Origin of the sequence: Sinimarinibacterium arenosum (assembly GCF_005047655.1) — a bacterium.
Classification (GTDB): domain Bacteria; phylum Pseudomonadota; class Gammaproteobacteria; order Nevskiales; family Nevskiaceae; genus Solimonas.
Genome location: NZ_SUKF01000003.1, coordinates 353,477 through 377,960, shown reverse-complemented (window position 1 = coordinate 377,960; position 24,484 = coordinate 353,477). Strand labels below are relative to the sequence as shown.

The window sequence follows — 24,484 nt, the reverse complement described above, 5'->3', positions numbered from 1 at the left end:
TCTCGCCCTGTGGCGCTTTAGGCCGCAGCCGAAACCGTGCGCCGAACCTCGACGCGCTGGAAGCATTCAATCTGGTCGCCCGCCTTGACGTCGTTATAGTCCTTGACGCCGATGCCGCACTCCGTGCCTGCTTCGACCTTCTGCACGTCGTCCTTGAAGCGGCGCAACGATTCCAGCACGCCTTCGTAAATGACGGTGTTGTTGCGCAGAACGCGGATCGGCAGGCTCTTCTGCACCGAGCCCTCGATCACCAGACATCCTGCAATGCTGCCCAAGGTCGAGCTGCGGAATACATCGCGAACCTGCGCAATACCGACAATCTGCTCGCGTGTCTCTGTACCCAGCAACCCGGACACGGCGCTGCTCACATCATCAATGATGTCGTAGATGATCGAGTAATACCGCACGTCAACGCCGGTATCCTGAATCCGCTTGCGCGCTGCCGCGTCGGCACGAACGTTGAAGCCGATGATGATGGCCTTGGATGCCGCAGCCAGATCGACATCGGATTCGCTGATGCCACCGATTCCGGAGGTCAGCACATTGACCCGCACTTCCTCGCTCGGAATCTTGCGCAACGCATCGGAGATCGCTTCAGCAGAGCCCTGAACATCCGATTTGATCATCAGGTTCAGCTGCTTGACGTCACCCTCGCCCATCCGGGCAAATACCTGATCCATCCGCAACGCATGCGACTGGGCCAGTTTCTGTTCACGCAGTTTCTGCTCACGCAGCTCTGCAAGCTCTCGCGCGCTGCGTTCGTCAGCAACCACCACCACGTCATCGCCCGCATCCGGAGCGCCGGACAGACCCAAGATCTGCACCGGAATCGACGGCCCTGCTTCCTTGGTTGGCTTGCCGGTCTCATCGAACATCGCGCGTACACGGCCAAAATGCGGGCCAGACAGCACAACATCGCCCTGCTTCAGGGTCCCGGCGCGCACCAGCACCGTCGCCACAGGTCCTCGACCCTTTTCGATCGATGCCTCGAGGATGTTGCCACGCGCCAGCGACTCGACAGGCGCCGTCAGTTCCAGCATTTCCGCCTGAACCAAGAGTGCATCGAGCAGCGCATCCACACCCTGCCCAGTCACCGCAGAAACGCCTACGATCTGGACGTCACCGCCCCACTCTTCGGCAATGACATTTTCCTTGGACAATTCGGTCTTGACCCGATCAATGTCCGAATCCGGCTTGTCGATCTTGGTCACGGCAACAACGATCGGCGCACCCGCCGCCCGCGCATGCTGAATCGCCTCACGGGTCTGCGGCATCACGCCGTCGTCGGACGCCACAACCAGCACCACGATATCGGTCACCTGCGCACCACGTGCACGCATTCGTGTAAACGCGGCGTGACCCGGGGTATCCAGGAAGGTGATGATCCCCTTGTCCGTCTCGACGTGGTAGGCGCCAATGTGCTGGGTAATGCCGCCAGCCTCGCCAGAGGCGACCTTGGTCTTGCGAATGTAGTCCAGCAATGAGGTCTTGCCGTGGTCGACATGCCCCATGATCGTGACGACCGCCGGCCGCGGTTCTTTCTCGATGTCCTGCTGATCGCCGCCGGTAACCGCCTGCTCCAGGCTGTCCTCGAAATCCGAGGCTTTGACCGAGCGCGCCTTATGGCCCATTTCCTCGACCATCAGCAGCGCGGTGTCCTGATCCAAGGTCTGATTGATGGTGGCCATCAGGCCATTCTTCATCATCACCTTGATCAATTCAGTAGCCTTGACAGCCATGCGGTTGGCCAATTCACCAACGGTAATGGCTTCCGGCACCTCGACTTCGCGCACGACCGGGGCGACCGGTTTCTCGAAGACATGAACGTTATCAAACCGCACACGACCTGACGGTTTCTTTGACTTCTTCTCGCGGCGAGCGCCTTTCTTGCCATCAGCCAGATGCAGCTCGGTGCGCTGACGACCACCGCCTGGCGCTGCACGCCCAGCCGGGGCCGCATTTCCACCGCCCCCCGCCTTCTTTGCGGACGGCACGGGCGCTGGCGCCGCGATTACCGGCGCCGGCTGCGTTGCCGCAATTCGAGCGGCTTCGGCCGCTCGACGAATGTTCTCAGCAGCGCGGCTGCGCGACTGCTCCGCCTCCCACTTGGCGCGGTAAAGGGGATCTTCCTGCAGCAGGCGCGCGTGCTCATCCTTGGCCTGGCGCTCGGCCGCTGCAGCCTCGTCACGCTTGCGTTGCTCTTCCTCATCGCGCTGCTTGCGTTCGGCTTCCTGCTGTTGCCGCAGTGCTTCCGCCTCCGCAGCCAGCCGCGCCGCGGCCGCCCGTTCGGCCTCGGCCTGGATTGCAGCTTCCTCTGCCAGACGCTGTGCTTCAGCGTCGAGCTCCGGCATTTCGTCTCGCTTGACGTAGGTCCGCTTTTTGCGGACTTCGATGCTCACCGTCTTGGACGGCGCGCCCCGCGCACCACCGAGCTTGAGCTCGGTCGTCTCACGCCGCTTCAGCGTGATTCGCTTCGGCTCACCGCTCGCGGGCGCTGCGCCACCAGTTTTCAGCTGCAGATAGTTGAGCAGAGCAACCTTATCCTCGCCGCTGATCGGCGCCGACGCGCCGGACACGGTCACACCCGCCTCTTTGAACTGCGTCAACAGTTCATCGATCGGGCGCCCGAGTTCTTTCGCGAAATCCTGTACGGTAACTGTAGACATTCATCCTTCCCCGGGCAGACAAAGCCACCCGTTCGCTTACGCGTACGCCTTGGCGCGCGCCATCATAATCAGAGTCGAGGCCCGCTCTTCGGAAAACTGGGGCAGCAGCTCAAGCAATTCGTCGGTCGCCAGATCAGCCAGTCCCTCGCAGGTGCTGATCCCGGCCTCAGCCAGCAGATAGGCTGTATCGTCGTCCATCCCTTCCAAAGACAAGAGATCTTCAGCCGGCTGCGCATGCGCTCTCTGCTCGGCCTTGGCAATCGCCTTGGTCAGCAACACATCGCGCGCCCGATTGCGGAGTTCTTCGACAATACCCTCGTCAAATTCCTCGATCTCCATCAATTCCTCAGCGGGAACGTAGGCGATCTCCTCAAGCGAAGCGAAGCCTTCCTGAACGAGAACGCTGGCGACTTCGGCATCGACGTCCAGATGCTCCATGAACACGCGGAGCACTGACTCGTTTTCTTCTTCTTTCTTGCTTTCCGCATCAGCCGTGGTCATCACGTTGAGTGTCCAGCCCGTCAGCTCGGACGCAAGGCGCACGTTCTGACCGCCACGACCAATGGCCTGGGCAAGCTTTTCCTCCGCAACACCGATCGTCATCGAATGCGATTCCTCGTCTACGATGATCGTTTCAACCTCAGCCGGCGCCATCGCATTGATCACAAACTGTGCGATGTTCTCATCCCACGGCACGATATCAACACGCTCACCGGCGAGTTCATTGGACACGCTCTGCACGCGCGATCCGCGCATGCCGACGCAGGCACCGACCGGATCGATCCGCTTGTCCTTTGCCTGCACGGCAATCTTCGCGCGCAAGCCGGGATCACGCGCCGCGCCCTTCAGCTCGATCAGCCCCTGGGCGATTTCCGGAACTTCCAGTGCGAACAGTTCCATCAGGAACTGCGGTGACGTGCGCGAAAGAAACAGCTGCGGTCCACGCACCTGCGGACTCACTTCATACAGATAGCCGCGAATGCGATCATTCGGCCGCACTGGTTCACGCGGAATCAGCTGATCGCGCAACACGATCGCCTCCGCATTCCCGCCCAAATCAACAATGACATTGCCACGCTCGATGCGCTTGATCTGGCCGGTGATCAGTTCACCAACCCGGTCGCGATAAGCAGCGACAACCTGGGCGCGCTCGGCCTCACGGACCTTCTGAACGATGACCTGCTTGGCCTTCTGCGCACCAATGCGCCCGAAATCGACCGAAGCGACCGGGCGTTCGATGACGTCCCCGGGCTTCGCATCAGGCATTTCCTTCAGCGCATACGACAGCTTGATTTGCCGTTCCGGATATTCGAAATCCTCGCTATCGTCCTCAAGGACGGTCCACCGGCGAAAAGTTTCGTAATCTCCGGTTTCGCGGTCGATCGCAACGCGAAGGTCTGCCTCGTCGCCGTATTGTTCTTTGGCAGCGGACGCCAGAGCCGCTTCAAGCGCCTCAAAAATCAGTTCCTGCTCGACACCTTTCTCGTTGGAGACGACGTCGACCATCAACAGGATGTTTTTATTCACGGCCTCTTACTCCCGATCAAATTCCGGAACCAACCGGGCACGATCGATCTCCACGAACGGAATCTCGACCATGCCGTCCGCCGTTTCCAGCGTCACGGCATCGCCTCCAACTTCACGAATCCAACCCACGAAACGGCGACGGCCATTCAGCGGCGCAACCAGTTGCACACGGGCCTGCTCATTAATGAAACGTTCAAAGTGCGCCGGCTTCGCCAGCGGGCGATCGAAGCCCGGAGACGATACTTCCAGCCGGTATGCCGTACTGATCGGGTCCTCCACGTCCAGCAGACCCGAAACTTCGCGGCTGACTCGCTCGCAATCCTCGAGCGAAATGCCGGCCGGAGCATCAATGAACAGACGCAACAGGCCACTCTTGGAACTCGGACTGAATTCGAGCAACAGCAGCTCGTAACCCAGTGATTCCACCAAGGGTTCAAGCATGCCCTGCAATCGATCCTTCAGTACCGTCATTCCGAATCTACACCTGCCGTTGCGACACTATCGCCAACAAAAAGGGCCCACAAGGGGCCCTTTGGAAGCCAAACTAATTGGTAGCGGGGGCAGGATTTGAACCTGCGACCTTCGGGTTATGAGCCCGACGAGCTGCCAGACTGCTCCACCCCGCACCAGACAGACCGAAAGTATAGCTGCCAACCCTCTAATAGGCAATACAAATTCTGTCTATTTCCACACCTTCCGACCAACATTTTCGCGCTCGAGCGCTGCGACAAACATTGGTGCCCACGGAGAGACTCGAACTCCCACGACTTTCGCCACTACCACCTCAAGGTAGCGTGTCTACCAATTCCACCACGTGGGCATCGGAAGGGGCGCGATTCTAGCGCCCGCAAATCAATTTGTCTCTACTCCGGAACAACTGGCGCCTGATCAGGCGCCGACTCGGCCGGAATTTCGACCGGAACGCTCGAAGCGTCACCCGCTTGCGCCGGCAATTCGGCCGCTGCCGGCACCGTATCCAACACCGAAGTGCCTTCTTTTTCACCATGGACCAGATAGGCCAGAGCGAGGCTGACAGCAAAAAAAATCGTTGCCAGCCAACCGGTAGTCCGCGACAGAAAATTCGCCGACCCGCGCGCACCAAAGACTGTCCCCGAGGCGCCGCTACCGAACGCGGCACCTGCGTCCGCGCCCTTGCCATGCTGAATCAGAATCAGCCCCACCAATGCAAGGGCAACCAGCACCTGCACAATCACCAGAATCGTGTACATACGAGACTCACTTCTCCCGCATCTGCGCAGCTGCGCAAATAGCCATGAATTCCGCGGATTTGAGCGACGCACCGCCAATCAGGCCGCCATCGACATCCGCACATTTAAACAACGTCTCGGCATTGTCCGCCTTGACGCTGCCGCCATACAAAATCCGCACTGAACTCGCAATTTTAGCATCGCTTGCTGCCAACTGCGCACGCAGGAACTCGTGGGCATCCTGCGCCTGCTGCGGCGTCGCCGTCCGCCCGGTTCCGATGGCCCAGACAGGCTCATAGGCGATGATCGCGGTCTTGAATGCCGCAATCCCGCACAAGCTGACGACCGCGTTGAGCTGCTCCATCAGCACGGCCTCGGTCTGATTCGCTTCGCGTTGCTCTAGGGTTTCACCGACGCACAGCACCGGCACGAGTCCGCACAGCTGCGCCGTACGAAACTTGGCAGCGACGATGTTGCTGGTCTCGCCGTAGAGCGCACGACGCTCGGAGTGGCCAACGATGACATGGGTGCACCCCACATCGCGCAGCATTCCACCGTGAATTTCACCGGTGAACGCGCCAGGCTTGCCCTGCTCGCTCAGAGTCTGCGCACCCAACTGAATCGCGCTGCCTTCGAGCATGCGGCCAACCGATTCGATATACACCGCAGGCGGGCAGACCAGAATGTCGACGTCCGGGAAGTTGCGCGCCTCGAACACGACGTCGTGCATCAAGCTCGCATTGCTGTCACGCGAGCCATTCATTTTCCAGTTTCCCGCCACCAACGGCCTTCTTGCCATTTCGATCTCCCTTATCGTCTATCGACATGCGGCGCGTACTTGCGCCGCCAAGAACTCGGCTGCCTGCAGTGTCTCATCCGGCTCCTGCGCCTCCACCATCACCCGGATCAGCGGCTCTGTTCCCGACGCCCGCAGCAAGGTTCTTCCCCGCGAGCCGAGCTGACGGCGCACCTCCGCCTCAGCAGTACCGACGTCGGCATGCTGAAGCACGTCGCGCGCCAGCCCTTTGATTGGAACATTGATCAGAACCTGCGGAAACTTGCGCATACCCCCCACCAGCTGCGCCAGCGGAAGCTTCGCCCGGGTCATCGCCGCCAGAACCTGAAGCGCCGCGACCATTCCATCACCGGTCGTGGTTTTGTCGAGGCAGATGGTGTGACCCGAGGTCTCGCCACCCAGCGTGCCGCCGACCAGCTTGAGCTGCTCCATCACGTGGCGATCACCGACCTGCGCACGAATGAACTCGACTCCGAGCGCTCGGATTGCCTGCTCCAACCCAAGATTGGACATGACTGTTCCAACCACAGGGGCGTCCAGCAGGCCCTGCTGATGACGGATCTGCGCCAGGACAAACAGAATCTGATCGCCGTCAATCAGTTCGCCGTTGGCATCAATCATCAGGCATCGATCGGCATCGCCGTCCAACGCAATACCGACATCAGCACCGAACTCAAGCACTGCCCGCTTCAGCGCATCCAGATGCGTTGAACCGCAATCAAGATTGATATTGAGACCATTGGGCGCCACGCCAATTGCCTTGACCTCGGCGCCCAGCTCTTCCAGCACTGCGGGCCCGACTTTATACGCGGCGCCATTAGCGCAGTCGATCACGATTCGAAGGCCGTTGAGGCTCCGCTCGCCAAATGTGCCCTTGCAGAATTCAATGTAGCGCCCGCCGCAATCGTCAATGCGCTTCGCGCGCCCGAGCAGCTCCGGCGCGACGCAGACCATCGGCTGCTCCAGCATCGATTCGATCTGCAACTCCAGCTCGTCGCCCAGCTTGCTGCCATCGGCCCCGAAAAATTTCACCCCGTTGTCGTAATGCGGGTTATGCGACGCCGAAATCACGACACCGGCCTGTGCACGCAGTGCGCGGGTCAGATAAGCAACCGCGGGCGTCGGCAGCGGCCCCAGCAGGTCCGATTCAACGCCTGCGGCGGCGAATCCGGCCTCCAGCGCTGACTCAAACAGGTATCCGGATCGACGCGTGTCCTTGCCGATCAAAACTCTTGCACCCGCAGAGCCACCCAGCACGCATCCAGCGGCCCACCCGAGCTTCAGCGCAAACTCCGGCGTCATCGGAGTCTGTCCGACCCTGCCGCGCACCCCGTCAGTCCCGAAATACTTGCGACTCAAGCTACGGCTCTCCTCACGTGAAGTGCGTGCGCGCAGCGCACCGCATCAACGGTGGCGCGCACATCGTGGGCGCGCACTATAGCCGCCCCCTGCCAAATCGCAAGCGCAGCGACGGCCAACCCCGCAGGCAGGCGCTCATCAACGGCGCGTTCCAATAACGCACCGAACATGGACTTTCTGGACACGCCGACCAATACCGGACAACCGTCCTCAGACACTTGGTCCAGATGGGATAACAGCTGCAGGTTGTGCTCCAGCGATTTGCCAAATCCAATACCCGGATCCACCAGCAAACGATTGGGCGCAACTCCAGCCGCACGGCAGCAACCGACGCGCTCAGCCAGAAACTCGCGAACCTCGGCAAGTACATCCTTGTATTGCGGATTTGCCTGCATCGTCTGCGGCTGCCCCTGCATATGCATCAGACAGGCTGCAGCACCAGATTGCGCCACCACATCCAGCGCCCCAGGCGCCTGCAATGCCATGACATCGTTAACTATTTCCGCACCAGCCGCACACGCCGCCCGCATCACCGCGGGCTTCATCGTGTCAATCGAAATCACCACCCCGGACTCCGCGCGCAGAGCCTCGATGACAGGGATGACCCGATCGATCTCCTGTTGCACCGACACCGGAGCGCTCCCAGGACGGGTCGACTCACCGCCGATATCGATGATCTCCGCACCCTCGTCGATCATCTGCATCGCATGGCGGATGGCCGCACCGAGCTCGAAATGATGGCCGCCGTCGGAAAATGAATCCGGCGTGACATTGAGAATGCCCATGACTTTGGGGCGACTCAGATCAAGCGTACGGGTGGGCAGCGCGAGCAACACGGGCGATCAATACGATAAGGGGCCGGCAGATGCCGGCCCCGAGAGTGTAGTCGTCACAGACCGATGCTGGTGATCAGGTCTGGCTGGCCGGCTTTGGCGGCACGCCGCCGGCTTTGCTCGCCACATCTGCCGCCGGTTGGGGACTGCCGCCGGCCGGGCGATCGGAATCGTCGGTCCAGCTCTCCGGAGGCCCCGGATCCTCGCCCGCCATGATGCGGCGCAGCTGCTCCGAGTCAATCGTCTCGTACTTCAGCAAGGCATCCGCCATGGCATGAAGCTTGTCCAGATTCTCTTCGACGATCTTGTGCGCAAGCGCATAATTCGATTCAATAATCTTGCGCACTTCGACGTCAATCGTGTGCGCCGTTTCGTCTGAGACGCTCTTGGTCTGGGTCACCGATCTGCCGAGGAAGACTTCCCCGTCATTTTCAGTGTACGACAACGGTCCCAACTTGTCGGACAAGCCCCACTTGGTGACCATGTTGCGGGCGATTTCAGTCGCACGCTCGATGTCATTGGAGGCTCCGGTCGTCACTTTCTCCGGCCCGAAGATGATCTCTTCGGCAATGCGGCCACCAAACAGCGAGCAGATCTGCGAATTCAGACGCTGCTTGGTGTAGCTGTAGCGATCTTCCTCCGGCAGAAACATGGTTACGCCCAGCGCACGGCCGCGCGGGATGATCGTGACCTTGTAGACCGGATCATGCTCGGGCACCGACAGCCCCACAATCGCGTGGCCGCCCTCGTGATAAGCCGTCAGCTTTTTCTCTTCCTCCGACATGACCATTGAGCGCCGCTCGGCGCCCATCATGATCTTGTCTTTGGCGCGCTCGAAGTCGTCATGCTCAACCAGGCGCTTGTTGGCACGCGCCGCAAACAGCGCCGCTTCGTTAACCAGGTTGGCCAGATCGGCGCCAGAGAAGCCCGGTGTCGCACGGGCAATGATTCCAGGTTTGACGTTATCGGCCAGAGGCAAGGCGCGAAGGTGAACTTTGAGAATCTGCTCACGTCCGCGCACATCCGGTAGCGGCACCACGACCTGGCGATCGAACCGACCGGGGCGCAGCAGCGCCGGATCCAGCACGTCCGGACGATTGGTAGCGGCGATGACGATCACGCCCTCGCTGCCTTCGAATCCATCCATCTCGACCAGCAACTGATTCAGCGTCTGTTCGCGCTCGTCATGCCCACCGCCGAGTCCGGCACCACGATGACGACCAACGGCATCGATTTCATCGATGAAGATGATGCAGGGCGCGTGCTTCTTGGCTTGCTCGAACATGTCGCGCACACGCGAGGCGCCGACGCCGACAAACATTTCCACGAAATCCGAACCGGAAATCGTGAAGAACGGAACCCCCGCCTCACCCGCAATTGCCTTGGCCAGCAGCGTCTTGCCGGTACCGGGCGAGCCGACCATCAGCACACCGCGAGGAATTTTTCCGCCGAGCTTCTGAAACTTGGCCGGATCCTTGAGGAAGTCAACCAGCTCGGACACTTCCTGCTTGGCCTCCTCGCAGCCAGCAACGTCGTTGAACGTGATCTTGACCTGGTCAGCATTGAGCATGCGCGCTCGGCTCTTCCCGAACGACATCGCGCCACGGCCACCACCGCCGCCCTGCATCTGGCGCATGAAGTACACCCAGACCGCGATGAGCAGAAGGATTGGGAACGCGTTGAACAGCAGCTGCAACAGCAGCGGTGTTTCCTTGGGCAGCTCGCCGGTGAATTTCACCTTGTTGTCGAGCAGGGTGCCCACCATCGCGCGATTGTCGGTTTCCGGGCTAACGGTCAGAAACCGGGTTCCACCGCGCATTTCGCCACGGATGACCGAGCCTTCGATGGTCACCTCCGCGACATTGCCCTGCTGAACCTGACTCATGAACTCGGAGTACGCCAGCTCAGGCTGCGAGCGCGACCGAGACGAAAAGCTCTGGAAGACACTCATCAGAACAACGAGTATCACCACCCAGAGCAACAGATTCTTGGCCAGATCGTTCAATTCAAGTCCTCGGATCCTGCGCTGCCGTCATTCGGCCGCCTACAGATTGCCATCGACAAACCATTCCGCGATCACTCACCGATGTTCGGGTGGCTCACGCCAATTCGGCGCCGAAGGCATTCCGGCTCCAAACAATCAGAACACTACACCGCACTAAAGTTACGCGCCAGCAGATAAACCTCCCGGCTACGCGGACGAGAGGCCTTGGGCTTGCGAATCGCAACGGTTTCGAAGACTTCCCGCACCGTTTTCACATAGTCCTCGAACCCTTCGCCCTGAAACACCTTGACCAGCAACGTACCGCGCGGCTTCAGGTGCGCCTTGGCAAATTCCAGCGCCAGTTCGCAAAGATAAATACTGCCGGCCTGATCAGCGGCATCGATTCCACTGATATTGGGGGCCATATCGCTCAATACAAGGTCAACCATCTGGTCGCCGACCCGTGATTCCAGCTGCAGCAGCACCGAGTCCTCACGAAAGTCACCATGGATGAAATCCACGTCCGGAACAGGATCCATCGGCAGGATATCGAGAGCAAACATCTGCCCGCGAGCGCCCAGCAACGGCCGAGCGTACTGGCACCAGCCGCCCGGTGCCGCACCCAGATCTACTACGATCTGACCCGATTTCAGGATGCGATCACGCTCCTGAATCTCCTTCAGCTTGTAAACGGCGCGCGAACGAAAGCCCTGCCGACGCGCATCGTTGACGTAGCGGTCGGCCTCGTGCTCCGCCAACCAGCGTGCGGAACTGGAACTGCGCTTCTGACTCATCTGTAAACCCGAGCTCTCGAACATTCGGACGCCAATGACCGGACCTCAGCCCGCATCCGATACCAGACTGTCTAGATGTAGTGCACTTTCACAATTTCAAGTTCCCGTGCGCCGGCAGGAATCACAACCTGGACAATGTCACCCTCGGATTTGCCGATCAGCGCGCGCGCAATCGGTGAATTCAGCGAAATCCGGCCGGCCTGCACGTCAGCTTCGTCCTCTCCGACGATCTGATAGCGCAATTCGTCTCCGGAATCGGCGTCAGCCAGATCAACCGTGACGCCAAAGATCACCTTACCCGTGGCAGGCATCTGGGTCACATCAATGACCTGTGCCGAACCCAGCTTTCCTTCAATTTCCTGGATTCGTCCCTCATTGAAGCCATGCTGTTCGCGCGCGGCGTGATACTCGGCGTTTTCGCGCAGGTCACCCTGCTTACGCGCTTCTTCGATGTCGGCAATGATTTTGGGCCGCAATTCGCTCTTGCGATACCGCAGTTCCTCGCGCAGTTTTTCGGCGCCACGCGCCGTCATTGGGGTTTTGCTCATCGCAGATCCATGTTTTTCAGACAAAAATAACCCCGCCGCGCCATGGGGACGCGGCAGGCGGTTTCAGATTCGACCGCAGATACTACCTAATGCAGGGACTCGTGCAAGGTCTGCAGACGATTCACGTCCAGACGATCCAGATGGTCCATCGCCGCCGCCGCCGCCAAGGCGCCGGCAATTGTCGTGAAGTAACAAACCTTGTTCTGGATGGCCGATGCGCGGATCGATCGGGATTCCTCGATCGAAATCTTGCCTTCAGTCGTGTTGGCGATGAAATGAATCTCGCCATTCTTGATCATGTCGACACAATGCGGCCGGCCTTCCTTGACCTTGTTCACCCCTTCGCAGTCGACTCCGGAGGCGCGGATGGCAGACGCCGTACCGTGCGTGGCAATGATTCGGAAACCCTTGCCCGACAGAACCTTGGCCAGCTCGACCGCTTTGCGCTTGTCGACCTCCTTGACCGAGATGAAGGCCGTTCCGCTCCGTGGAACATTCATCCCCTGCGCCAGCAATGCCTTGTTGAAGGCCTCGCCAAAATAGGCGCCGACGCCCATGACCTCGCCGGTCGAGCGCATTTCAGGCCCCAGCAGCGGATCGACCGACGGAAACTTGTTGAACGGAAAAACCGATTCCTTGACCGAAAAATATTTCGGGATCACTTCGCGGGTAACCCCCTGCGCCTTGAGGCTGGTCCCGACCATGCAGCGCGCCGCAATCTTGGCCAGCGGCCGACCGGTCGCTTTCGACACGAACGGCGCAGTTCGTGATGCTCGCGGATTCACCTCCAGCAGGTAAACCTGCCCCGCCTGAACAGCAAACTGCGTGTTCATCAGTCCGACAACATTCAGCGCCTGTGCAAGCTTGACCACCTGTTTGCGAATCTCATCCTGAACCTTCTTCGGCAGCGAGTGGGCCGGCAGCGAGCACGCCGAGTCACCCGAATGCACTCCGGCCTCCTCGATGTGCTCCATGATGCCGCCGATCACGACCGCACTACCGTCCGCGAGGGCATCGACGTCAACTTCGATCGCGTCATTCAGAAATCGGTCGAGCAGCACGGGCGAGTCATTCGATACCTGTACTGCCTCGCGCATGTATCTCTGCAGGTCGTCGTCGTCGTAGACGATTTCCATCGCACGTCCGCCCAGCACATACGAAGGCCTCACCACCAGGGGGTAACCGACCTTGCGAGCTACCGCGAGCGCCTGCTTTTCCGACGTCGCCGTACCATTCGGCGGCTGCAGCAACTGCAGCTTGTCGACGAGTTTCTGGAAGCGCTCGCGGTCCTCTGCCAGATCGATCGCGTCCGGCGTGGTGCCAATGATCGGCGCGCCGGCCTTCTCCAGCTGACGCGCGAGTTTCAGCGGGGTCTGCCCACCGAACTGGACAATCACGCCCTTGGGCTTCTCCAGTTCGATGATTTCCATCACATCCTCGAACGTCAGCGGTTCGAAGTACAGCCGATCCGAAGTATCGAAGTCAGTCGAAACGGTCTCCGGATTGCAGTTGACCATGATGGTCTCGAATCCGTCCTCGCGCAGTGCCAGCGACGCGTGCACGCAGCAGTAGTCGAACTCGATGCCCTGGCCGATCCGGTTCGGCCCGCCACCGAGAATCATGATCTTCTGCCGGTCGCTGGGCGCTGCCTCACACTCTTCGTCGTAGGACGAATACAGGTAAGCCGTCGACGTCGGAAACTCCGCAGCGCAGGTATCGACGCGCTTGAATACCGGCCGGATACCATGCTTATAACGCGTACGTCGAATCGACTCTTCCTTGACGCCAAGCAGCCGCGCAAGACGCCGATCGGAGAAGCCCAGCCGCTTCCAGCGGCGCAATGTGTCCGACTCCAGCGTGCTCAACTTGCTCGCGGCAATTTCGCCCTCGATGCGGATCAGCTCCTCGATCTGTTCAAGGAACCAGCGATCGATTTTCGAGGCCTGGTAGACGTCTTCAACGCTCATGCCGACGCGGAAGGCGTCGCCGACGTACCACAGCCGGCGCCCGCGAGGAATCGCCAGCTCAGTCCGTATGCGGTTGATGGAAACATCGCTGTGGTCGGGCACTTCGGGCTCGAATCCGTCCGAACCGACTTCGAGACCGCGCATCGCCTTGTGCAGCGATTCCTGGAAGTTACGCCCGATTGCCATCACCTCGCCGACCGACTTCATCTGCGTGGTCAGACGCGAATCGGCCTGCGGAAACTTCTCGAACGTAAAGCGCGGAATCTTGGTGACAACGTAATCGATCGACGGCTCGAACGACGCCGGCGTTGCGCCTCCGGTGATCTCGTTACGCAACTCGTCCAGGGTGTAGCCGACAGCCAGCTTGGCCGCGATCTTGGCGATCGGGAAGCCGGTGGCCTTCGACGCCAGCGCCGACGAACGCGACACGCGCGGATTCATTTCGATGACGATCATGCGGCCATCCGCCGGATTGATCGCAAACTGGACGTTCGATCCACCGGTATCGACGCCAATCTTGCGCAGTACCGCGATGCTCGCGTTGCGCATGATCTGGTATTCCTTGTCGGTCAGGGTCTGCGCCGGCGCAACCGTAATCGAGTCGCCGGTATGTACACCCATCGGATCAAAGTTTTCGATGCTGCAGATGATGATGCAGTTGTCCTTGTGGTCGCGGACCACCTCCATCTCGAACTCTTTCCAACCAAGCAGCGATTCTTCGATCAGAACCTCATTGGTTGGCGACAGATCGAGACCGCGCATCACGATGTCTTCAAATTCCTCGATGTTGTAGGCAACACCGCCGCCAGTACCACCCAAGGTAAAGCTCGGACGGATGATCACCGGAAAGCCAATATCGACCTGGATGCGCCGGGCCTCGTCCATCGAATGCGCCACCGCAGAGCGCGCCGAACCGAGGTTGATCTCGGTCATCGCATCGCGAAATTTCTGGCGGTCCTCGGCGACATCGATCGCCTTTTCGCTGGCGCCGATCAGCTCGACGCCAAATTTGGCCAGCACGCCTTCGCGCGCCAGATCCAGCGCGCAGTTCAGCGCCGTCTGCCCACCCATGGTCGGCAACAACGCATCCGGGCGCTCCTTCTCGATGATCTTCTCGATCGCCTGCCAGCGGATCGGCTCGATGTAGGTCGCATCGGCCATTTCCGGATCCGTCATGATCGTGGCCGGATTGGAGTTGACCAGCACCACGCGATACCCCTCTTCGCGCAATGCCTTGCACGCCTGTGCACCGGAGTAGTCGAACTCGCAGGCTTGTCCGATCACGATCGGACCCGCGCCGATGATCATGATGCTCTTGATGTCGTTACGTTTTGGCATCTTTCTAGGGTCTGTAAAGGTCTTATCCCGCCGCGGCTGTCGCCAGCCGAGCGCTGAAGGTTAAAAACAGGGCGCCAACACCGCCGTTGGCGCCGGCCGACATGCGATGGCGCGCGCGCAGCTTCGCTGCAAGGCGGTGGCCGGCGAAGATCAGTGCGGTCAGATAGCTGAAGCTGGCCAGTTGCACGATGCCGCCGAGCACCGCGTAGGTCAGAGCCGGATGGGCATAGCTACGATCGACGAACTGGATGAAAAACGAGACAAAGAACAGGATCGCCTTGGGATTCAGCAAACTGATAGTCAGCGCACGGGTAAACGGCCGCGTCATCGACAGCGGACGCGCCGGAATCGCCTGAGCCTCCGCACCGTGATGCCAGCTATGCCAGGCTGAGCGCAACAGTCCGATGCCCAGCCACGCCAGATAGGCTGCGCCGGCCAGCTTGAATACGCCGAACAGACCCGGATAGGCCTGCAGCACTGACGCCATGCCCGCTGCAGCCGCCAGCATCAGCACCAGATCGCCGACGAAGACGCCGCAGGCGGCGCGATATCCAGCGGCCACGCCGCCGCGCCCCGCCACGCTGAGCACGAACATCGAATTCGGACCGGGCAGCAGAACGATGATCACCACCCCAATGACGTAAGTGGTGATGTCGGTTACGCCGAACATGGCTTAGTGCGCGTCCGCCATCAGCTGCACGAAGCGGTCAAACAACATACCGACGTCGTGCGGGCCGGGGCTGGCCTCAGGATGCCCCTGGAAACTGAAGGCTGGCGCATCCGTCAAGCGGATGCCCTGGTTCGAACCGTCGAACAGCGAGCGATGCGTCACCTGCGCGTTGGCCGGCAAGCTCTGCTCGTCCACCGCAAAACCATGGTTCTGACTGGTGATCAGCACATGGCCGGTTTCAAGATCCTGCACCGGATGGTTGGCACCGTGATGTCCGAACTTCATCTTCAGCGTGCGCGCACCAGCGGCCAAGCCAAGAATCTGATGTCCCAGACAGATACCGAACATCGGAGTTTTCTTGGCCAGCAGCTCACGTGCCGCCTTGATCGCGTAGTCACAGGGCTCCGGATCCCCGGGTCCATTCGACAACATCACGCCGTCCGGCTTGAGCTTGAGCACTTCCTTGGCCGTCGTCTTGGCGGGCACCACAGTGACGCGGCAATCGCGGTCAACCAGCATGCGCAGAATATTGCGCTTGACGCCGAAATCGTAGACCACCACATGGCGGCTGCCGCCACTGCGCTCGATTTCACGATTGCTCTCAAGCTCCCACGATCCACGCGTCCAGGGATAGGCCTTCTCGACCGTTACCACTTGCGCCAGATCCATGCCCTTCAGACCGGCAAAGCCCTGCGCCGCGGCCAGCGCCTTCTTCTCACTGATCCGACCGCCAGCGACGATGCATCCATTCTGAGCACCGGTGTCGCGCAGGATGCGCGTCAGACGCCGCGTATCGATGCCGGCAATGGCAACGGTCTTCTGCCGCTTCAGATAAACGCGGAAGTCTTCGGTCGAACGGAAGCTGCTGTGCGCGCGAGGAACTTCGCGCAGCACCAGGCCCGCCAACTGCACCCGCTCGGACTCGGCATCCTCGTCGTTGGTGCCGACATTGCCGATGTGCGGATACGTCAGCGTCACAATCTGTTCGCGATACGACGGGTCCGTCAGGATTTCCTGATAGCCGGTCATGGCGGTATTGAAGACGACTTCGCCGACCGTCTGACCGTCAACCCCGATCGAAACGCCGCGAAAAATAGAGCCGTCCGCGAGTGCGAGCAAAGCGGGTTTAAGGTCAGTCATGCGTTGGTATCTAATCCGTTCGGCGGACATGGAAACGGGGGCTCAAGCCCCCGTGCCGGATTAGCCCAGCATTATATTGGTGCGCCCCGTCATCGTCCACGACTTTTCGAACATTCTCTTAAAAACCCAGACCGAGCTGATCGCCAGGCGCCAGCGGCGGCGCAAACCGGTCCAGCCGCAGCGCCGGTCCGCGCGACAGGTTCAGGCCCAGCCGCCGGCAGGCAGCCTTGAAACGCTGTTCCAGCACATCCGCATAAGCCCCCTGCCCGCGCATGCGACTGCCGAATTGACTGTCGTTGTCGCGCCCCCCGCGCATCTGCTGCACCAGGCTCATCACATGGTCAGCCTTCTGGGGATAGTGCGTTGCCAACCAATCCCGGAACAGCAGCTTCACCTCATGCGGCAGACGCAGCAGGATGTAGCTGGCGTGCGCGGCGCCGGCGTTGCGCGCCGCCGTCAGCACCGCCTCCATCTCCGCATCGTTGATGAACGGAATCACCGGGGAGAAGAACACCATCGTCGGCACACCGGCCGCGCTCAGCCGTTCGATGACCCGCAGGCGGGTTGCCGGCGCGGCCGTACGCGGCTCCAGGCGCCGCTTCAGTTCCGGGTCGAGCGTCGTGATCGAGATCGCCACGTGCACCAGCTCATCCCGCGCCAATTCAGTCAGCAGGTCCAGGTCCCGCTCGATCATCGCCGCGCCCTTGGTGACAATGCCGACGGGATGATGGAATCGCCTCAGCACCTCCAGGATCGACCGGGTAATGCCGAGCTTGCGTTCGATCGGCTGATACGGATCGGTATTGGCCCCCAGCGAGATCATCGAGGGCCGGTATCCCGGCTTGCGCAGCTCCGCGTCGAGTAGCACCGCCGCATTGGGCTTGTAAAACAGCTTGGTCTCGAAATCGAGACCCGGCGACAGGTTCAGATAGGCCTGCGCCGGGCGCGCGTAGCAGTAGACACAGCCATGCTCGCAGCCCCGGTAGGGGTTGATCGATTGCTCGAACGGAAGATCTGGCGAGGTGTTGCGGGTGATGATGCTGCGCGCGTGATCGACGAACACTTCGGTCTGCGGCGCTGGCGCGGGATCCGGAGGCAGATCCCAACCATCATCGACCGCCTCGCGGATCGTCGACTCGAACCGCCCCGCGGGCGCAACCGCCGTCCCGCGCCCACGGATCGCGGCGCGCGGTGGCGCGCCGATGTCGTCATCGCGTTCAGCCGCCGCCAAGATAGTCCCAGGTCAGGCGCGTCAGCGCGCGCACCCCGGTCTGCAGCGCCGCTTCGTCCATCGTGAAATTCGGCGAATGATTCGAGGCAAAACCTTCCGGCACCACATCATGCGGGCGGATGCCGACAAACAGGTACAGTCCTGGAATTTTCTGCTGGAAGAACGAAAAATCCTCCGCGCCCAGAATCGGCTGCGCCTCGAACAGCGCATCCCCGAACTCGCCGCGTAGCGCCGGCAGCATCTGCGTCATCAGTTCCGGGTCGTTGAAAGTCACCGGATAGGCATGCCGCTCGGAGAAGAACACCTCGGCGCTGGCGCCGGCCGACTCGGCAATCTTCTCCGCAGTACGCCGCACCCGCATTTGCAGATCCTGGCGCATGTCCTCGTCGAGTGCGCGCAGCGTCCCCTTCATTTCGACACGGTCGGGAATGATGTTGTCACGTACACCGCCGTCGATCTTGCCGATCGAGACAATCACCGGCGCCTGGGTCGCCACGGTCTGACGCGCGGGAATCGTCTGCAGGCCCAGCACGATCTGGGACGCAACCACGATCGGATCGACCCCCAGCCAGGGTGCGGCACCGTGCGTCTGCTTGCCATGAACCACGATGCGCATGTCATCCGCACTGGCCATGATGCCGCCGGCGCGATAGCCGACCTTTCCAACCTCGAACATCGACAACAGATGCAGGCCGAAGATCACGTCCGGCCTGGGCGAGGCATCCAGCACACCCTCCTTCACCATCAACGCGGCCCCACCCTCCTCGCCGACCGGCGGACTTTCCTCGGCCGGCTGGAAGATGAACTTGACCGTGCCGGGCAGCCGCTCGCGTTGCGCTGTCAGCAGGCGTGCGACGCCGAGCAGGATCGCCATATGGCCGTCATGACCGCAGGCGTGCATCACACCGACATCCTTGCCATCGTATTGCGCGCGCACGGTGGACTTGAACGGCACATCGACCGCCTCGGTCACCGGCAGGCCATCGATATCCGCCCGCAGTGCCACCACCGGCCCCGGCAGTGCGCCCTTGAGCACTGCCACCACACCCGTGTGTGCCACGCCGGTCTTGACCTCGAGTCCGAGGCCGCGCAGCTGCGTGGCAAGGTACTTGGCGGTCTTGAATTCCCGGTTCGAGAGCTCCGGGTGCTGGTGCAGATAGCGTCGCTGCTCCACCAGATGAGGGGCATCCGCCGCGCTCAGCGCGGCCCAATCCGGTTCGACCGCAGCCAGTGCCGCCACGGGCAGCGCCATGCACAACGCTGTGGCGATGCGGCTTGCCTTCAGATTCATGAGCCCCTCTCCTGATTTGCAGATGGATGACGGGCGCACCGTGGGTGCGCCAGCATCCTCCGGAGACGTTTTACGCGTCCTCCGCCGTTGCGGCCAGCGCCTGCAGCGCGTCGCCGGTCACGCGGTTGCCGATCCATTCAGTGAGCTGGCGCGCACCCAGACTGCGGTAGAACGCAATCGCCGGCTCATTCCAGTCCAGCACCGACCATTCCAGCCGCCCGCAGCCGCGCGCCAAAGCAATCTGTGCCAACTGCGCCAACAGGCGCTTGCCGATACCGCGGCCCCGATGCTCGGGCTGCACGAACAGATCCTCGAGATAGATTCCCGGCCGCCCCAGAAACGTCGAGTAGTTATGGAAGTACAGCGCAAAACCGACGGCAGTACTGCCCACCTCGGCCATCAGCGCTTCGGCGTACGGGCGCTCGCCAAACAGATGCTGATCCAGTCCATCGGCTGTCGCCACAACCTCGTGCGACAGCTTTTCGTACGCGGCCAGCGCCTGGATCAGCTCAAGAATCAGCGGCGCGTCGCCTGGACGCGCGGACCGGATGGTGACGGGGTTCATCGATGAATCGGACATCTAGAGATCCAGCACGTCGCGCATGCTGTACAGCCCGGGCGCGCGTCCCTGCAACCAGGCGGCGGCGCGGACAGCGCCACGCGCGAAATTCTGCCGGCTCGAAGCCTTGTGCGTGATCTCGACACGTTCACCCTCGCCCAGGTACATCACGGTGTGATCACCAACCACATCGCCGCCGCGCACCGTCGCAAAGCCGATGGCGCCAGCAACGCGCTCTCCGGTATGCCCTTCGCGCGCGTATACGGCGCAATCGGCCAGCTCCCGCTGGCGCCCACGCGCAGCCGCCTCGCCCATGGCCAGCGCGGTCCCCGATGGCGCATCGACCTTGTGTCGGTGATGCGCCTCGACGATTTCAATGTCGAAGTCTTCACCGAGCACTCGGGCAGCCTCCTCGATCAGTTTCAGTGTCAGATTGACGCCGACGCTGAAGTTAGCCGCAACGCAGATCGGGATGTGCTGCGCCGCTGCGGAAAGTTGCGCCTTTTGAGCCGGATCCAGTCCGGTCGTTCCGATCACCATGGCCTTGCCCGCCTCAACGCATAGCGGCAGTACGGCCATCGTGCCCTCCGGACGAGTGAAGTCGATCAGCACATCAAAATTCGGCATCGCGGCAGCAACATCGGCGCTGATGCGCACGAGGCCCGGCGCGCGTCCGGCAATCGGACCGAGATCGGCGCCCAGCTGCAGATGGCCTGCGCGTTCAAACGCTGCGCCTACGCGGACGTTCTGCGCCTGTTCCGCGGCCTGATAAACCGCGCAGCCCATGCGGCCAGTGGCGCCGAGAATGCCGATGCGGGTCTGTGTCATGAGAATTGAAAAAGCAGAGTTGAGGGGCGCATAGCTTACCGCGCAGCGCGCCCACCAGCCGGAGCCATCACAGGTCCAGCTCGTGCTCCTCTGCCGCAAACGCCACCGCAAACGCGCCGTCCCCGACATTGATGCCGCCGGTGACACTCATGATGCTCTCGAAGACCTCCACCCCGTGGTCGTGGCAGACCTTGATCAGGGTCGCATAGCCCGGCAGGCGGCGCATGTCGTCCAGCTCACCACCGTAGCTCAGGCACAGCGTGGGAGTGAGCAAACCTTTCTCGACCCGGGCAGCGGCATACGTCAGCAGTTTTTCCGCGGCATCGTCGAAGTGACGCAACTTCGCCACTGGTCCGGTCTCATTCCGATAACCGCGAATCAGCGGCTTGATGTCGAGCGCAGTGCCCAGCATGGCACCGAACAGCCCGACGCTACGATCACCCTTCTTCTTCGCCCGCAGACGCAGATACTGTAGATCCCGCGGGATCAGATAGCCGTAGGTGTTGTGAGCGATGAATTCGAGCCGCTCTCGAATCTTGTTCGGATTCGCGACACCCTCGCTGATCATGCGCACCGCCTCGACCGCCGGAATCGCTTGCCCGGCGAACAGATTCTGCGTGTCGATCACCCGCAGCGAAAACGGCCCCGGCACTCCGGCTGCCGTGCGGATCGGCTTGTAATCACTGAGAATGGCGAACGACGCCTTAACCGCATTCTCGTGAATCGGACTACGACTGCTGGCGATGGTCAGACAGAACACAAAGTCGTAATCGATCACCAGGCGCTCGAGAAAGACCTGCTTGATCTGCTCGATCGAGAACGGCGAGGTTCCGGCATCACCCTTGGCGCCCTGGCGCTGGCGATAGAAATCCAGAGTAACCGCCGGATCGCGCACGTCAACCAGATCCTGCCCATCGAGATGGATCGTGATTGGCAGAATGCCGATGTTGTTCTGTTCAATAAATTCCGGCGGCAAATCGCAGCCGGAGTCCACCACGATACCAATACGCATGACTCCCCCTGTCTATCTGTCAGTCGGCGGACTCACCGTTCCGTCGATCTCCCCCACTTCCGCGCTATTTCTCTCGGCGCTTGGCTTCCTGCCAAATGTCTTCCATTGCATCCAGGCGCCGCGGGTCACCAACCGGCGGCAATTGATCGAGCCGTGATTCAATCAGGCCGAATCGCCGCAGGAATTTTGCATTGGCACCCGCCAGCGCGACATCCGGATCGACCCCCAGATGGCGTGACAGATTCACTGCCATGAACATCAGATCGCCCAACTCATCGCGGATCGCGTCTTCGCCTTGCCCCACAGCCTGCTGCAGCTCGCCAACCTCCTCGGCCAGCTTGAGCCACAACTCCCCCAGCTCGCGCCAGTCGAAGCCCAGAGCAGCGGCACGTCGCTGCAGACGCAGGGCTTCTGCCAGGGAATCGCTCATCCCCGGGTCACCATCTGCGTCAGGTTCCACAGCATGCCGGCGGTCGCACCCCAAATCCGGTACTGCCGCCAATTGAGCTCGAAGAAGGGCACATTGAGACCATCGCGTCCCAGAATCTTGCGCTCATAGTTGGCCGGATTCAGCACAAACGACAGCGGCGCCTCAAACGCCTCCGCCACTTCACTCGGGTCGATACTCAAGGCCGGATTACCATGGACGATGCCCACGACCGGCGTGACCCGGTAGCGCGTCAGAGTCGGATAGTCGTCCAGATAGCCAATGACTTCGACCTGATCCGCGCTCAGCCCAACCTCCTCATTCGCCTCCCGCAGCGCGGTATGTACGATATCGGTATCCGTATCATCGCGCCGGCCGCCGGGAAAACTGATCTGTCCCCGATGCGACCGCAACTGCTGCGAGCGCACCGTCAGCAACATGCTCAAATCGTCACCACGCTTGATCACCGGCGCCAGCACCGCAGCAGGACGCAGCGACTCGATCATTTTCGCCGGCAGCAAACGATCCAGGTGAAACGGCATCTCCAGACCATACATTGGCCGCGGGGCATCGAGCGAAGTGCGGGTCATTGCCATACGCAGCCGACGCTCCAGCTCTGTCATCTCGCTTACCGCACCACCGGTATCCATGGCGGCAGTGTACCGGAAGCCGCTGCGCAGTCCGCAGACTCGAGCTCTACAATGTTCGTCCAGCTTTCCGTAAGAAACCCACACCATGCCGATTCCAGCGGAATTCGAAACCTTTGCGCGGCGCTTCAGCGAGGTGGTGCCGTACTCGAACGCGTGCGAAATGAAGATTACCGCCGCCGGTCGCGGACACGTCGAGATGGAGCTGCCTTATCGCGACGAATGGCTCGGCGACCTGGAGCGTGGCGTCATCCACACTGGAGTGATCACCTCGCTGGTCGATTCGGCCAGCGGCGCTGCAGTTCTGGCCAGCTTTCCCCAATACGAACCGGTGGCGACGATCGACCTGCGCATGGATTACTTGAGGCCGGCCTTGAAGGGATACACCGTCATCTGCCGCGCCGAATGCTATCGGCTGACGCGCAGCATCGCGTTCACCCGCGCCACCGTCTGGCAGACGGACCCGGAGCGCCCGGTTGCACTTTCACAAGGCGTCTTCATGCGTTCCTCCCGCACCCCGGCGGCCCGCACATGAGCACGGCTCTGCTCCTGGCGCGACAGCGCGCGCGGAATGATGGCGAATTTTCCGCGCTGGTCGACTGCATTCCATATTCACGCTATCTCGGAGTCGAACTCAGCCTGCACGACGGGGCGCCACTGTCGCGCCTGCCATTTCGACCCGACCTGATCGGCAATCGTGCGCTGCCAGCGATTCACGGCGGTGTGACTGCGGCATTCATGGAGAACGCGGCGCTGCTGCACCTGTTACTGACCGGGGACGAAGAGCGTGTACCACGCAGCATCGACTTTTCGATCGACTATCTGCTCCCGGGTCGCGACACGGAATGCTATGCACGCTGTGAAGTCACGCGTGAAGGGCTGCGCGTAGCGCATTGTATGGTGCGCTGCTGGCAGCGCTCACCTGAGCAGCCGATTGCCTTGGCGCGTGCGCATTTTCTGCTGTCGGCTTCGGAATGATCGATTACCAGAGCTACCTCAGCCTGCGTGAAATCGATCAGGTCAGTCGAAGCCCCAAGGGCACCGCATTTCGGGCATTTCGCGATATCGAAACGCAACTGGTCCGCGATGTCGATTTCGTCCTGCTGCACCACGCGGATGACGCTGAAGCGATTGCCGCGCTGCGTGCCAGCGGCAAGATCTATCCGGGCAGCATCAATGTCATTCTGCTCAGTCCCGCCGTCGGCCAGCGCCTGCTCGGCGCGCTGAGCAGCGTGCCAAAGCCGCGGCAGTAATCACGCTTTCCACTCGTCCGTTTGCATGGTTGCCGATCCCCCGACTCCTGCGTAGGATGCCGACTCCTTAACTTCTCCTGGAGATGTCGATGTCCGCCGCAGAACTGCTCAAGAAGCTGCCCGCTGCCTTCAATGCCGATGCCGCCGGTGGCGCCGACTGCACGATCCAGTTCAATTGCTCGGCTCCGGCACACGTCACCATCAAAAACGGTGCCTGCACTGGCAGCGAAGGTGCCGCAGCCAGCGCCGACCTGACCATCACGATGGAAGACGATGATCTGGTGGCACTGCTCAAGGGTGAACTCAACGGCATGACCGCGTTCATGACCGGCAAGCTGCAGATTGAGGGCGACATGATGCTGGCCCAGCGCATGGCCGGCTTCTTCGACGCCAGCAAGCTGTAAGC

Annotated in this window: 24 protein-coding genes and 2 tRNA genes; 4 read left to right on the top strand and 22 right to left on the bottom strand. The window is 61.2% G+C overall.

Annotation, left to right across the window (positions count from 1 at the left end; all coding sequences use genetic code 11):
- Nucleotides 1-17: 17 nt before the first annotated feature.
- The 22 genes from infB to E4T66_RS07995 all read right to left on the bottom strand — a co-directional run bounded on the left by infB (nucleotide 18) and on the right by E4T66_RS07995 (nucleotide 22,828).
- Nucleotides 18-2,666, bottom strand: a complete 2,649-nt coding sequence (gene infB / locus E4T66_RS08100; protein ID WP_136848500.1) for a translation initiation factor IF-2 — start codon at nucleotides 2,664-2,666, stop codon at nucleotides 18-20.
- 36 nt (nucleotides 2,667-2,702) lie between these two features.
- Nucleotides 2,703-4,193: a transcription termination factor NusA gene (gene nusA / locus E4T66_RS08095; RefSeq protein WP_136848499.1), complete on the bottom strand. Its 1,491-nt coding sequence runs from the start codon at nucleotides 4,191-4,193 to the stop codon at nucleotides 2,703-2,705.
- Nucleotides 4,194-4,199: 6 nt separating this feature from the next.
- Nucleotides 4,200-4,664, bottom strand: a complete 465-nt coding sequence (gene rimP, locus E4T66_RS08090; RefSeq protein WP_136848498.1) for a ribosome maturation factor RimP — start codon at nucleotides 4,662-4,664, stop codon at nucleotides 4,200-4,202.
- A gap of 78 nt (nucleotides 4,665-4,742) precedes the next feature.
- A tRNA-Met gene (locus E4T66_RS08085) sits at nucleotides 4,743-4,819 on the bottom strand.
- A gap of 109 nt (nucleotides 4,820-4,928) precedes the next feature.
- A tRNA-Leu gene (locus E4T66_RS08080) sits at nucleotides 4,929-5,013 on the bottom strand.
- 43 nt (nucleotides 5,014-5,056) lie between these two features.
- A complete protein-coding gene (gene secG / locus E4T66_RS21815) occupies nucleotides 5,057-5,422 on the bottom strand; it encodes a preprotein translocase subunit SecG (RefSeq protein ID WP_136848497.1) in 366 nt (121 codons plus the stop codon).
- A gap of 7 nt (nucleotides 5,423-5,429) precedes the next feature.
- Entirely contained in the window at nucleotides 5,430-6,200 is a 771-nt protein-coding gene (gene tpiA, locus E4T66_RS08070; protein ID WP_136848496.1) for a triose-phosphate isomerase, read from the bottom strand.
- An 18-nt stretch (nucleotides 6,201-6,218) separates the two neighbouring features.
- A complete protein-coding gene (gene glmM, locus E4T66_RS08065) occupies nucleotides 6,219-7,556 on the bottom strand; it encodes a phosphoglucosamine mutase (protein WP_136848495.1) in 1,338 nt (445 codons plus the stop codon).
- A complete protein-coding gene (gene folP, locus E4T66_RS08060) occupies nucleotides 7,553-8,392 on the bottom strand; it encodes a dihydropteroate synthase (RefSeq protein WP_248679535.1) in 840 nt (279 codons plus the stop codon). Before folP ends, glmM begins: the two co-directional genes overlap by 4 nt.
- Nucleotides 8,393-8,465: 73 nt before the next feature.
- Nucleotides 8,466-10,394 carry an ATP-dependent zinc metalloprotease FtsH gene (gene ftsH / locus E4T66_RS08055; protein ID WP_136848494.1) on the bottom strand — a complete coding sequence of 643 codons (1,929 nt, stop codon included), beginning with the start codon at nucleotides 10,392-10,394 and terminating at the stop codon, nucleotides 8,466-8,468.
- Between the two features lie 143 nt (nucleotides 10,395-10,537).
- Complete coding sequence (rlmE, locus tag E4T66_RS08050) at nucleotides 10,538-11,167, bottom strand: 23S rRNA (uridine(2552)-2'-O)-methyltransferase RlmE (RefSeq protein WP_136848493.1); 630 nt, start codon at nucleotides 11,165-11,167, stop codon at nucleotides 10,538-10,540.
- A 71-nt stretch (nucleotides 11,168-11,238) separates the two neighbouring features.
- Nucleotides 11,239-11,715: a transcription elongation factor GreA gene (gene greA, locus E4T66_RS08045; protein ID WP_136848492.1), complete on the bottom strand. Its 477-nt coding sequence runs from the start codon at nucleotides 11,713-11,715 to the stop codon at nucleotides 11,239-11,241.
- 86 nt (nucleotides 11,716-11,801) lie between these two features.
- Nucleotides 11,802-15,020, bottom strand: coding sequence for a carbamoyl-phosphate synthase large subunit (gene carB / locus E4T66_RS08040; RefSeq protein ID WP_136848491.1), 3,219 nt, complete (start codon nucleotides 15,018-15,020; stop codon nucleotides 11,802-11,804).
- Between the two features lie 22 nt (nucleotides 15,021-15,042).
- Nucleotides 15,043-15,690, bottom strand: coding sequence for a leucine efflux protein LeuE (gene leuE, locus E4T66_RS08035; RefSeq protein WP_136848490.1), 648 nt, complete (start codon nucleotides 15,688-15,690; stop codon nucleotides 15,043-15,045).
- Between the two features lie 3 nt (nucleotides 15,691-15,693).
- A complete protein-coding gene (gene carA / locus E4T66_RS08030; protein ID WP_136848488.1) occupies nucleotides 15,694-16,830 on the bottom strand; it encodes a glutamine-hydrolyzing carbamoyl-phosphate synthase small subunit in 1,137 nt (378 codons plus the stop codon).
- Between the two features lie 118 nt (nucleotides 16,831-16,948).
- Nucleotides 16,949-18,061 carry a PA0069 family radical SAM protein gene (locus tag E4T66_RS08025; protein WP_248679531.1) on the bottom strand — a complete coding sequence of 371 codons (1,113 nt, stop codon included), beginning with the start codon at nucleotides 18,059-18,061 and terminating at the stop codon, nucleotides 16,949-16,951.
- A complete protein-coding gene (locus E4T66_RS08020) occupies nucleotides 18,048-19,352 on the bottom strand; it encodes an amidohydrolase (RefSeq protein ID WP_136848486.1) in 1,305 nt (434 codons plus the stop codon). The genes E4T66_RS08025 and E4T66_RS08020 overlap by 14 nt, the downstream gene beginning before the upstream one ends.
- Before the next feature lie 70 nt (nucleotides 19,353-19,422).
- Entirely contained in the window at nucleotides 19,423-19,917 is a 495-nt protein-coding gene (locus E4T66_RS08015) for a GNAT family N-acetyltransferase (protein WP_136848693.1), read from the bottom strand.
- A 15-nt stretch (nucleotides 19,918-19,932) separates the two neighbouring features.
- A complete protein-coding gene (dapB, locus tag E4T66_RS08010; protein ID WP_136848484.1) occupies nucleotides 19,933-20,739 on the bottom strand; it encodes a 4-hydroxy-tetrahydrodipicolinate reductase in 807 nt (268 codons plus the stop codon).
- Between the two features lie 67 nt (nucleotides 20,740-20,806).
- Entirely contained in the window at nucleotides 20,807-21,751 is a 945-nt protein-coding gene (locus E4T66_RS08005) for a DegV family protein (protein WP_136848482.1), read from the bottom strand.
- A gap of 64 nt (nucleotides 21,752-21,815) precedes the next feature.
- The gene (locus tag E4T66_RS08000; protein WP_136848480.1) at nucleotides 21,816-22,181 is read right to left on the bottom strand and encodes a MazG nucleotide pyrophosphohydrolase domain-containing protein; all 366 of its coding nucleotides are present in this window, start codon (nucleotides 22,179-22,181) and stop codon (nucleotides 21,816-21,818) included.
- Nucleotides 22,178-22,828, bottom strand: a complete 651-nt coding sequence (locus tag E4T66_RS07995) for a CoA pyrophosphatase (RefSeq protein ID WP_211242818.1) — start codon at nucleotides 22,826-22,828, stop codon at nucleotides 22,178-22,180. Before E4T66_RS07995 ends, E4T66_RS08000 begins: the two co-directional genes overlap by 4 nt.
- A gap of 85 nt (nucleotides 22,829-22,913) precedes the next feature.
- Here E4T66_RS07995 and E4T66_RS07990 point away from each other — a divergent pair, with 85 nt between their 5' ends.
- From E4T66_RS07990 to E4T66_RS07975, 4 genes are all read left to right on the top strand, one after another.
- Nucleotides 22,914-23,360, top strand: coding sequence for a PaaI family thioesterase (locus E4T66_RS07990; RefSeq protein ID WP_136848476.1), 447 nt, complete (start codon nucleotides 22,914-22,916; stop codon nucleotides 23,358-23,360).
- The gene (locus E4T66_RS07985; protein WP_136848474.1) at nucleotides 23,357-23,803 is read left to right on the top strand and encodes a PaaI family thioesterase; all 447 of its coding nucleotides are present in this window, start codon (nucleotides 23,357-23,359) and stop codon (nucleotides 23,801-23,803) included. The genes E4T66_RS07990 and E4T66_RS07985 overlap by 4 nt, the downstream gene beginning before the upstream one ends.
- On the top strand, nucleotides 23,800-24,078 hold the full coding sequence (locus E4T66_RS07980; protein ID WP_136848472.1) for a hypothetical protein: 279 nt from the start codon (nucleotides 23,800-23,802) through the stop codon (nucleotides 24,076-24,078). Before E4T66_RS07985 ends, E4T66_RS07980 begins: the two co-directional genes overlap by 4 nt.
- Nucleotides 24,079-24,167: 89 nt before the next feature.
- Nucleotides 24,168-24,482, top strand: coding sequence for an SCP2 sterol-binding domain-containing protein (locus E4T66_RS07975; RefSeq protein ID WP_136848470.1), 315 nt, complete (start codon nucleotides 24,168-24,170; stop codon nucleotides 24,480-24,482).
- Nucleotides 24,483-24,484 lie beyond the last annotated feature (2 nt).

What these genes read in the sequence shown, in the direction of transcription:
- infB (WP_136848500.1), bottom strand. Translation starts at nt 2,666, where the DNA reads ATGTCTACAGTTACCGTACAGGATTTCGCGAAAGAACTCGGGCGCCCG.
- rimP (WP_136848498.1), bottom strand. Translation starts at nt 4,664, where the DNA reads ATGACGGTACTGAAGGATCGATTGCAGGGCATGCTTGAACCCTTGGTG.
- secG (WP_136848497.1), bottom strand. Translation starts at nt 5,422, where the DNA reads ATGTACACGATTCTGGTGATTGTGCAGGTGCTGGTTGCCCTTGCATTG.
- tpiA (WP_136848496.1), bottom strand. Translation starts at nt 6,200, where the DNA reads ATGGCAAGAAGGCCGTTGGTGGCGGGAAACTGGAAAATGAATGGCTCG.
- rlmE (WP_136848493.1), bottom strand. Translation starts at nt 11,167, where the DNA reads ATGAGTCAGAAGCGCAGTTCCAGTTCCGCACGCTGGTTGGCGGAGCAC.
- greA (WP_136848492.1), bottom strand. Translation starts at nt 11,715, where the DNA reads ATGAGCAAAACCCCAATGACGGCGCGTGGCGCCGAAAAACTGCGCGAG.
- carB (WP_136848491.1), bottom strand. Translation starts at nt 15,020, where the DNA reads ATGCCAAAACGTAACGACATCAAGAGCATCATGATCATCGGCGCGGGT.
- leuE (WP_136848490.1), bottom strand. Translation starts at nt 15,690, where the DNA reads ATGTTCGGCGTAACCGACATCACCACTTACGTCATTGGGGTGGTGATC.
- carA (WP_136848488.1), bottom strand. Translation starts at nt 16,830, where the DNA reads ATGACTGACCTTAAACCCGCTTTGCTCGCACTCGCGGACGGCTCTATT.
- E4T66_RS08020 (WP_136848486.1), bottom strand. Translation starts at nt 19,352, where the DNA reads ATGAATCTGAAGGCAAGCCGCATCGCCACAGCGTTGTGCATGGCGCTG.
- E4T66_RS08015 (WP_136848693.1), bottom strand. Translation starts at nt 19,917, where the DNA reads ATGAACCCCGTCACCATCCGGTCCGCGCGTCCAGGCGACGCGCCGCTG.
- dapB (WP_136848484.1), bottom strand. Translation starts at nt 20,739, where the DNA reads ATGACACAGACCCGCATCGGCATTCTCGGCGCCACTGGCCGCATGGGC.
- E4T66_RS08005 (WP_136848482.1), bottom strand. Translation starts at nt 21,751, where the DNA reads ATGCGTATTGGTATCGTGGTGGACTCCGGCTGCGATTTGCCGCCGGAA.
- E4T66_RS08000 (WP_136848480.1), bottom strand. Translation starts at nt 22,181, where the DNA reads ATGAGCGATTCCCTGGCAGAAGCCCTGCGTCTGCAGCGACGTGCCGCT.
- E4T66_RS07995 (WP_211242818.1), bottom strand. Translation starts at nt 22,828, where the DNA reads ATGGATACCGGTGGTGCGGTAAGCGAGATGACAGAGCTGGAGCGTCGG.
- E4T66_RS07990 (WP_136848476.1), top strand. Translation starts at nt 22,914, where the DNA reads ATGCCGATTCCAGCGGAATTCGAAACCTTTGCGCGGCGCTTCAGCGAG.
- E4T66_RS07985 (WP_136848474.1), top strand. Translation starts at nt 23,357, where the DNA reads ATGAGCACGGCTCTGCTCCTGGCGCGACAGCGCGCGCGGAATGATGGC.
- E4T66_RS07980 (WP_136848472.1), top strand. Translation starts at nt 23,800, where the DNA reads ATGATCGATTACCAGAGCTACCTCAGCCTGCGTGAAATCGATCAGGTC.
- E4T66_RS07975 (WP_136848470.1), top strand. Translation starts at nt 24,168, where the DNA reads ATGTCCGCCGCAGAACTGCTCAAGAAGCTGCCCGCTGCCTTCAATGCC.